This is a genomic window from Natrinema sp. CRL1 (assembly GCF_059162405.1).
In genome coordinates, this window is record NZ_JBLVOY010000007.1 from 157644 (window position 1) to 166339 (window position 8696).

The 8696-nt window shown below is 62.4% G+C and carries 5 protein-coding genes and 2 tRNA genes; 2 read left to right on the top strand and 5 right to left on the bottom strand.

All coding sequences use genetic code 11. The features are described from left to right. Genes rpoA2 through ACJYUO_RS19900 form a run of 5 tightly spaced genes read right to left on the bottom strand, consistent with a single transcriptional unit; the run spans window position 1 to window position 7762 of the window. A complete protein-coding gene (gene rpoA2, locus ACJYUO_RS19880; protein WP_494347076.1) occupies window positions 1-1197 on the bottom strand; it encodes a DNA-directed RNA polymerase subunit A'' in 1197 nt (398 codons plus the stop codon). Further along, window positions 1190-4117 (bottom strand): DNA-directed RNA polymerase subunit A', encoded by a 2928-nt coding sequence (locus ACJYUO_RS19885; protein ID WP_494347077.1) that lies wholly within the window; start codon window positions 4115-4117, stop codon window positions 1190-1192. Before ACJYUO_RS19885 ends, rpoA2 begins: the two co-directional genes overlap by 8 nt. A gap of 3 nt (window positions 4118-4120) precedes the next feature. After that, window positions 4121-5950, bottom strand: a complete 1830-nt coding sequence (rpoB, locus tag ACJYUO_RS19890; protein ID WP_494347078.1) for a DNA-directed RNA polymerase subunit B — start codon at window positions 5948-5950, stop codon at window positions 4121-4123. A gap of 3 nt (window positions 5951-5953) precedes the next feature. Next, window positions 5954-7534 (bottom strand): DNA-directed RNA polymerase subunit B'', encoded by a 1581-nt coding sequence (locus ACJYUO_RS19895; RefSeq protein WP_193364784.1) that lies wholly within the window; start codon window positions 7532-7534, stop codon window positions 5954-5956. Continuing rightward, on the bottom strand, window positions 7535-7762 hold the full coding sequence (locus ACJYUO_RS19900; RefSeq protein WP_494347079.1) for a DNA-directed RNA polymerase subunit H: 228 nt from the start codon (window positions 7760-7762) through the stop codon (window positions 7535-7537). A 327-nt stretch (window positions 7763-8089) separates the two neighbouring features. Between ACJYUO_RS19900 and ACJYUO_RS19905 the strand changes: the two genes are divergently transcribed. Together ACJYUO_RS19905 and ACJYUO_RS19910 are read left to right on the top strand one after the other, a co-directional pair. Further along, window positions 8090-8162: transfer RNA gene (locus ACJYUO_RS19905), tRNA-Asp, on the top strand. Between the two features lie 323 nt (window positions 8163-8485). Continuing rightward, window positions 8486-8558: transfer RNA gene (locus ACJYUO_RS19910), tRNA-Asp, on the top strand. Window positions 8559-8696: the final 138 nt, after the last annotated feature.

Here is an 8696-nt window from a genome sequence, read left to right on the forward strand (position 1 = left end):
TCAGTCGGCCTGACTGCTCCCGGAGGAGGTCGATCCCATGCGGAGATCGACGTCGCCGGTCCCGAGCTTGATCGGCTTGCCGACGATGACGTTCTCCGTGACGCCGTCGAGGTCGTCGACCTCGCCGTGGATCGCGGCGTTGAGCAGGTGGTTGACCGTCACCTCGAACGCCGCGCGGGCGAGGACGGACTCCTTCGAGCCCGAGATGCCGTGGCGACCGATCGACTCGATCTCGCCGCGGTTGCTCATCATGTCCGCGACCAGCATCAGGTGCCGGACGTTGACGTCGTCGAGTCCCTGCTCGGCGAGCGTGTTGTTCGTCTCCTCGATGATGGCTTCGCGGGCGGCTTCGATGCCGAGGTTGCGGTGGATCTCGTGGATGTTGTTACACGTCGTCCGCGAGGCGTCGACGCCCTCGATATCGAGGACGTCACCGAAGGCCGATCCCTCGGTGTAGAGGACGAACTCCTCGTTGCCGTTGTCGAGTTCCTCGCGGCGGATAACGACCCGCGAGACCTCTTCGATCCCCTTGAACGTGATGTCGCGCAGTTCCTCGACGAGCTGGAGGAGATCGCGATAGGACGGCTCTTCGGGACCGAACTCGATCTGGGATCCCTGCTGGACCGTCTTCACGCCGAGGGAATCCTCGATGATCTCGGCGACTTCCTCGGCCGAGATCATCCGCTCTTTGAGGGTGTCCTCGTTGAGCGCGATCTGGACGCGCATGTCGGCGACGTTCGTCGACACGTCGCCCAGCGCGAGGATTTGGGTCGCCTCGATGTTCCAGACGACCTCGTGGGCCTTCTCGCGTTCGGTCGCGTACTCGCCCTCGAGGTAGACGGTCATCATCGGCGTGTCCGGGGTCTTCCGGGCGTCGACGAGTTCGATCAGTCGGGGCAGCCCCTGGGTCACGTCGATTTCCGCGACGCCGGCGTAGTGGAACGTGTTCATCGTCAGCTGCGTTCCGGGTTCGCCGATCGATTGGGCCGAAACCGTCCCGACGGGGTCGAGCGGGTCGACCCGCGTGTTGAGATAGCGGGTTTCGACGGCCTCCGCGAGTTCGTTGGCCTGCTCGACCGTCGCTCCCTCGCGGGCCTCGAGGCTCTCGTAGACCTCGTCTTTGAGCCGGCGGGGCAGGTCGGTGTCCTCGACGACCGCGATCGTATCGTCGTCGACAGCGTAGTCGACGCTAGTCATCGGAACTCACCTCCGCACCGTCGGTCAGTCGATCGTCGGCGTGTTCCGAGAGGTTCGTCGGCTCAGGTCGCGTACCGAGGAACTCGTCTCGTTCCGTCTCGGAGTCGAACTCGGAGTCGAGTACGCGACTCGCAATCTGGTCGACGTCGATGTCGTTGTCGTCGCCCGAGGAGACCTTCACGGGACTGGTGCCGTCCTCGCCGAACTCGAACTGGATGATGGTGTCGCTGGAATCGCGAACCGTTCCGTCGTACTGCGTCTCGAGTTCGTGGAGGGCGTTGATCAGCCGCCGCTGCAGGTAGCCGGACTTCGAGGTCCGGACTGCCGTGTCGACCAGGCCCTCGCGGCCACCCATCGCGTGGAAGAAGAATTCTCGAGGGGTCAGGCCGCTCGTATAGGAGTTCTCGACGAAGCCGTGTGCCTCGGCCGAGAGGTCGTTTGGCTCGTAGTGAGAGAGGGTGCGGTCCTCGTAGCCGCGGTTGATGCGCTCGCCCCGAACCGCCTGCTGGCCGACTGCGCCGGCCATCTGGGTCAGGTTGAGCATCGACCCACGCGCACCGGAGTTGGCCATGACGACGGCGGGGTTGTCGTCCTGGAAGTGCTCGTCAGCGATGTTCCCCGCGTTGTCACGCGCACGCGAGAGCGTCTGCATGATCTTCATCTCGAGGGTCTCGTCGATCGTTCGGCCGGGGAGACTCTCGAGTTCGTTGTTCTCGTAGGCCTCGATCAGCTCTTCGACGCGGTCGTTTGCGTCCTCGATGGTCTCGTCGATGCGGGCCTGTGCTTCGCCGGGGATGGTCTCGTCGTCGATCCCGATCGAGAACCCGAAGTGCATGATGGCACGCATCGCCAGCGTCGAGACCTCGTTGACGAAGATCCGAGCGCGGGTGTTGCCGTAGACCTTCGTGATCGTGTCGACGATCTCGCCGCCGAATTCGCCGACCTCGTCCTCGGCGATCGTCCCTTTGAGCAACTGGCCGTCTTCGATGACGACTTCGTCGCCGACGGTGCCAGTAAACTCGAGGTTCAGATCGTCGGGTAGCAGTTCGGAGAAGACGTCGTACCCGGTCCAGAACGGCTCGCCCTCGTCGTCGACGCCGCTGGGTTCCGGAAGCTCGTCGATCCGGGTCGCACGGAGCAGGTCCAGTGCCTGCGTTTCGTTGAATCGGGGGTTGTCGTGAGTCAGGAGGTACATCCCACTGATGTGGTCCTGAATGGCTCCGATGATGTTCTCGCCGAACCGCGGCGAGAGCATCTGCTCTTGGACACGCATGAGGACACGCGCTTCGGCGCGGGCCTCCTCGTTTTGGAGCGCGTGCATGTTCATCTCGTCGCCGTCGAAGTCGGCGTTGTACGGCGGACAGACGACGGTGTTCAGCCGGAACGTCTTGTACGGCATGACCACGACCTCGTGGGCCATGATCGACATCCGGTGGAGCGACGGCTGCCGGTTGAAGATGACGATGTCGCCGTCGATCAGATGTCGGTTGACTTCCCAGCCGGCCTCGACCTTCTCGGCGAGTTGTTCGCAGTTCTTCTCGGTCACCTTGAGCCGGCGACCGTCGGGTCGTCGGACGTAGTTCGCGCCGGGGTGGCCCTCGGGGCCGTTCGAGACGAACCGGCGGGCGTCCTCGAGGTTGCGCTCGGTGACGTTCATCGTCTGGGTCATCTCCTTGGCCACGCGGTCCGGAACCCCGACCTCGTTCAGCGAGAGGGTCGGGTCCGGCGAGATGACGGTTCGGGCTGAGAAGTTCACGCGCTTCCCGGACAGCGAGCCGCGGAAGCGACCCTCTTTGCCCTTGAGCCGCTGGGAGAGGGTCTTCAGGGGCCGACCGGAGCGGTGGCGAGCCGGCGGTGTCCCCGAGATCTCGTTGTCCATGAAGGTGGTGACGTGGTACTGCAGGAGTTCCCAGAGGTCCTCGATGATCAACTGGGGCGCACCCGCCTCGCGGTTCTCCATGAACCGCTGGTTGATCCGGATGATGTCGACCAGCTTGTGTGTCAGGTCGTCCTCGGAGCGCTGGCCGTTATCCAGCGTGATCGACGGTCGCGCGGTGACCGGCGGAACCGGAAGGACGGTGAGGATCATCCACTCGGGCCGGGAGCGTTCGGGGTTGATCCCCAGAACCTCGATGTCCTCGTCCGGGATGTTCTCGAACCAGTCCCGGATGTCGCTGGGCATCAGCTTGTTCGTGTCTTCCTCGGTCAGATCGATGTCGAGCGCCTTCTCGATCGCCTTGCGCTGGTTTTCCCGCGGGCGGAACGAGCCCGAGAGGATCTCGTTGACTCGAGTGAGTTCGATTTCCGTTTGCTCGGCGAGCTCGTCCGGCGTCGTTCGTTCGACGCCTTCCTCCTCGTCGCCTTGCATCGCACCGGCGATGCGCTGGGAGTACTCGCTCGTGAGGACCTGCTGGACCTCGTAGTAGGTGGTCGGCTTCTCGTGATCGATGTCGTACTGGATTTCGCCACAGAACGGACACCGGTCTTTCTTCCGAGCCTGCCGGATTGCCGCCTTCGTCACGTCGTTGAGATCGCGGCTCAGCTTTCGGGATTCCGTGAGCTGGTCGCGGAACTCGTCGCGTTCGTCCTCGGTGAGGAGGAGCTTCGAACACTCCCGACAGGTCCCTCGCAGGAGCCGCCGGATGAGCTTCGTAAAGCCGACGTGGATAACGGGTGCGGCCAGTTCGATGTGGCCGAAGTGACCGTTACAGGAACCCGAATGCTTCCCGCAGGTCTTACACTCGAGGCCGGGGTCGATCACGCCCAGACGCGGGTCCATCAGCCCCATGTCGATGGGGAACCCGTCGTCGTCGTAGGTGTCAGCGGTGATGATCTTCGTCGCGCTCATCTCCCGGTACTCCTCGGGCTCCATGAGCCCGAAGGAGAGCGAACCGATGTCTTTGGGTGTCGTGTCTTGCATGGTTTAGACGGCGTCCTCCAGTTCGAGTCGCGGTGCGATACCCAGCGCCTTCATCTCGTCTAAGAGGAGCTTGAAGGCGTAACTCATCTCGATCTCGTGGATATCGGTTTCCTCGTCGCAGTTCGGACAGTAGACACGCCGTTGTTCGACGTTTTCGACCGCGCTCATCCCACAGTTTGCACAGACGTGGATGAACTCGCGGTCGGACTCGTCGAGGAGTCGTTCTTTCAGCGTCATTGCAGCCCCGTGGCCGATGAATACGTCGCGTTCCATCTCCCCGATACGGAGTCCGCCCTCGCGGGCGCGTCCCTCCGTCGGCTGCCGGGTCAGCACCTGCACCGGTCCGCGCGAGCGGGCGTGCAGCTTGTTCGAGACCATGTGGTAGAGCTTCTGGTAGAAAATAACGCCGACGAAGATCTCGGCCTCGATCTTCTCGCCAGTGACGCCGGAGTACATGGTCTCCTTGCCGGCCGAATTGAAGCCGGCGTCCTCGAGTCCGCCGCGAAGTTCGTCCTCGTCCTCGCCGAGGAATGGTGTCCCGTCGACGCGGCGACCCTCCATCGCACCGAGTTTGCCGCCGATCATCTCGAGGATGTGACCGACCGTCATCCGCGAGGGCAGCGCGTGCGGGTTGACGATGAGGTCCGGAACGACGCCCCCCTCGGTGAAGGGCATGTCTTCCTGGGGTGCGAGGTGGCCGATGACACCCTTCTGTCCGTGTCGGCTGGCGAACTTGTCCCCGAGTTCGGGGATCCGCTCGTCGCGCACCGAGACCTTCGAGAGCTTCGAGCCGTCCTCGCCCTCCATGAGCGTGACGGTGTCGACGATCCCGGACTCGCCGGATCGCATGGTGACGGAGGTTTCGCGTCGTTTCTGTGGCGAGAGACCGCCCATATCGTCGGGTTCCTCGAGGAATCGCGGCGGGCTCGTCTTCCCGAGCAAGACGCTGTTCTCGTCGACCGTCGTCTCGGGGTTAACGAGGCCGTCCTCGTCGAGGTGGTTGTAGGCTTCCTCGCCGCGGGCACCGCGGACGTCCTGGGAGGGAATCTCGAAGCGGTCTTCCTGACCGCCGGGGTAGCGGCGTTCCTCGCCCTCGTAGGTCCGGAAGAAATGCGAGCGCGCGAGCGCGCGTTCGACGCTGGCCTTGTTCATGACCAGCGCGTCCTCGATGTTGAACCCTTCATAGCTCATCACGGCGACGACGAAGTTCTGTGCCGCCGGCCGCTCGTCGTAGCCGATCTGCTCGGTCGTCTGGGTCTTGACCATCGAGAGCTGCGGGTAGTGCAGCAGGTGCTGGCGCGTGTCCGGTCGAATGCGGTAGTTCGCGCTCGGCAGACCAAGCGACTGCTTGATCATCCCTGCTCCCATCGTAATGCGGGGCGAGGCGTTGTGCTCGGGATACGGGATCATCCCCGCACCGATCGAGAAGATCAGCGACGGGTCGATCTCGAGGTGGGTGTGTTTCTCGGTCAGATCGTCCTCGTCGACGGCGACGAGGATGTCCTCTTCCTCCTCGGCGTCGATGAACTCGATGTAGCCGTGATCGACCAGATCCTCGAACTCGAGGTCGCCCTCCTGGAGTGCCTCCATCTCCTGGTCGGAGATGCGCGGTTCGCCGTCCTCGACGACCAGCAGCGGTCGGCGGGCCCGTCCCGCGTCCGCGTTGACGATCACTTCGCGGGTTCGATCTTTCACCGAGACGTTGACCATCTCGCTGACGTCGCCGATGCGTCGTGCTTCCCGGATCTGTTCTGCCAGTTCGTGCGGATCGGGATGGGTCCCCACCAGCGATCCGTTGACGTAGACTTTCGCCTCTCGTTGTTGGCTGCTCATGATTTAGTCGTCCCCTGAGGCCGCCGTTCGTTCGATCCCCTCGAGGCCGGGAATGCCCTCGACCCCCATGGATGCCAGTTCGCGTTTGAGTTCCTGTTCGTCCTCGACGTTCTGGGAGAGCTCCATCGATTGGGCGAAGTTCTTCACCAGCCCACAGTTCGGACCCTCCGGCGTCTCGGAGGGCCCGATGCGACCCCACTGGGTCGCGTGTAGGTCCCGCGCTTCGAAGTGTGGCTGCGAGCGCGAAAGCGGGCTGCGAAGCCGGCGCAGGTGCGACAGCACGCCCATGAAGTCCGTTCGGTCGACCAACTGGCTCACGCCGGAGCGGCCGCCGACCCAATTACCCGTCGCGATCGGGTGCTCGAGTCGCTCGGTCAGGACGTCCGAGCGGACGACCGTGTTCACCGAGAGCTGCCGGTTGCGCATGTTGGCGCGCTCGAGTTGGTATTTCACGTCCCGAGCCAGCTTGTTCAGCGCGGTCCGAAACAGGTCTTTCATCAGATCGCCGCTGACTTTGAGCCGCTTGTTCGCGTAGTGGTCCTTGTCGTCGGACTCGCGCCGACCGAGCGCGAGTTCGAAACAGGCCTCGGCCATCCGGCAGAGGTAGTGTGCCTTGTTGATCCGCACGTCTTCTTCCTCGACACCGTCCTCGTGGAGGTGGGGCAGCAGATAGCGGTCGATGACGTAGTTGGCCCGCTTGAGCTGGTAGTTTTTCCCCTGGCCGGAGGCGACGCGTTTGCCCAGTTCCTCGATGGCCCCCTCTTCGGTCTGGACCTCCGCTTCCTCGAGGTTTTCGAGCATGTACTTGACGACCTCGGGGTCGTTCGAGACCTTGTGGACGATCTCCTCGTCGCTCTCGAGTCCGAGTGCGCGCACGAGCGTGACGAAGTTGATCGATCCCGACACCGACGGGAACGAGACCTCGAGCAGCCCTTCACGGTTCCGTTCGCAAAGCACCAGCGCGCGGTAGCCACGGCGCTGCGAGAAGGTCTTTGCGACCTGAATCTCGTCGCCGTACTTGGTGTCGTACTCGGCGAGGATCTTGTTTGGTGCGAGGTCCTCGCTGGTCATCAGGACCCGCTCGGAGCCGTTGACGATGAAGTACCCACCGGGATCGGCGGGGTCCTCGCCGATCTCGATCAGTTCCTCGTCGGAGAAGCCGGCGATGTTACACTTATCGGAGCCGACCATGATCGGCATCCGGCCGATCTTCGTCTCGGTCGAGTCGACGACCCGCTCGTCGCCTTCCTCGCCCTTGACGATGGACATTTCCATGAACACCGGCGCGGAGTAGGTGATGTTTCGGAGTCGGGCCTCCTGTGGGTACAGCAGTTCTTCGGAGCCGTCGGCCTCCCGGACACGGGGCGTGACGACGCGGACGTCGCCCAGTTCGACGTGGACCGGCTCCTCGCCTTCCTTGTCACCGATGTCCGTATCGATCGTCTCCTTCTCGTCGACGACCTCCTGCATCCCCCGGTTGAGGAAGGCGTTAAACGAGCGGTAGTGGTGTTCGGCGATCCGTTCCTTCGAGAAGTATTCGCGCGAAATCTCTCGTCGTTTGTCGCGGTTGAGTTCCATTGCCATTTATTCCACCACGAGTCGATAGACGACTGACTGCTCGGTCGTCCGTGAGTCGCGAACGATCTTGATTACGTCGCCGAGCTCTGCGTCGTCCGGCAGCGCGGCATCGTTGCGCTTGATCTTCGGCAAATCTGTACGGTCGATATCGTATTCCTCGAGCACGTCCTCGAGGGCCTCCTCCTCGAGGACGGTGTGCTCCGGAACCAGTTCGTGTTGGCTTACGTCTACCATGTATTGGTGTGAGTGTGGGTGTGCGTGTCGGCTATTGGGAGAGAAGCGGCTGTCACGAGATACTACAGGCAGGTAGCGGCGGGAGGCATTTAACGGTTACTAACTCGACGCACAAGCAGGGCTACCCGGCCGGGCGAACCTGACCGGAACCGTCGATCACACTCGAGAGTATCCGGTTCTCAGTTATATTCCTTGTGGGTCGTGTGCAACGGTGTCACGGGACAGTTGTGTGACTGGCTCGAGCCGGGAATCACGTGGCGGTTGCCCGTACCATACGGCGGTTAATTGAAAAGCCTTAATACTAGCAGCGGGCAACGATGTGATGGAGCCCGGGTGGTGTAGTGGCCCATCATACAACCCTGTCACGGTTGTGACGCGGGTTCAAATCCCGCCTCGGGCGCTTTTTCGAGGACCAAATCGACGAGCGACGCGTGGCGCGTAGCGTCTCAAGCAGATGCTCTCGCATGCAAACGCGAACGGCGGGCATGGAACCGATCGGAGAGAGAGAGAGCAACGGAACCGCCGTGACCCGCACTCTCATCGGGAAGAATATTTGCCACAGTCATGCCAATTTGTCGATGGGAATATATTGACTCGAGAGGACAGAGCCGTGATCACTGCTGGCAAATCGTTCGTCTCGAGGGAGGTTTTCTGTCACTGGGCTGTCTTAATAATCTCGGAACAAAACCCTTAATACTGTGACCGGGCAACCAAGAGTTGCAAGCCCGGGTGGTGTAGTGGCCCATCATACAACCCTGTCACGGTTGTGACGCGGGTTCAAATCCCGCCTCGGGCGCTTTTCCGAAGACGGCTCTGGTGAATCGCTGTACGGCGTCGGCTTCAACCGTCAGAACTAGAAAGATGAAGCGGGAAACCGTCGATGTCCATGTCGAAAATTTCCCGCTTCACGAGCAAAGTCGTTCAGTTAGCTAAA

Excerpts from the sequence above, each read along its gene's own strand:
- rpoA2 (WP_494347076.1), bottom strand. The coding sequence starts at position 1,197 with ATGACTAGCGTCGACTACGCTGTCGACGACGATACGATCGCGGTCGTC.
- ACJYUO_RS19885 (WP_494347077.1), bottom strand. The coding sequence starts at position 4,117 with ATGCAAGACACGACACCCAAAGACATCGGTTCGCTCTCCTTCGGGCTC.
- rpoB (WP_494347078.1), bottom strand. The coding sequence starts at position 5,950 with ATGAGCAGCCAACAACGAGAGGCGAAAGTCTACGTCAACGGATCGCTG.
- ACJYUO_RS19895 (WP_193364784.1), bottom strand. The coding sequence starts at position 7,534 with ATGGCAATGGAACTCAACCGCGACAAACGACGAGAGATTTCGCGCGAA.
- ACJYUO_RS19900 (WP_494347079.1), bottom strand. The coding sequence starts at position 7,762 with ATGGTAGACGTAAGCCAACACGAACTGGTTCCGGAGCACACCGTCCTC.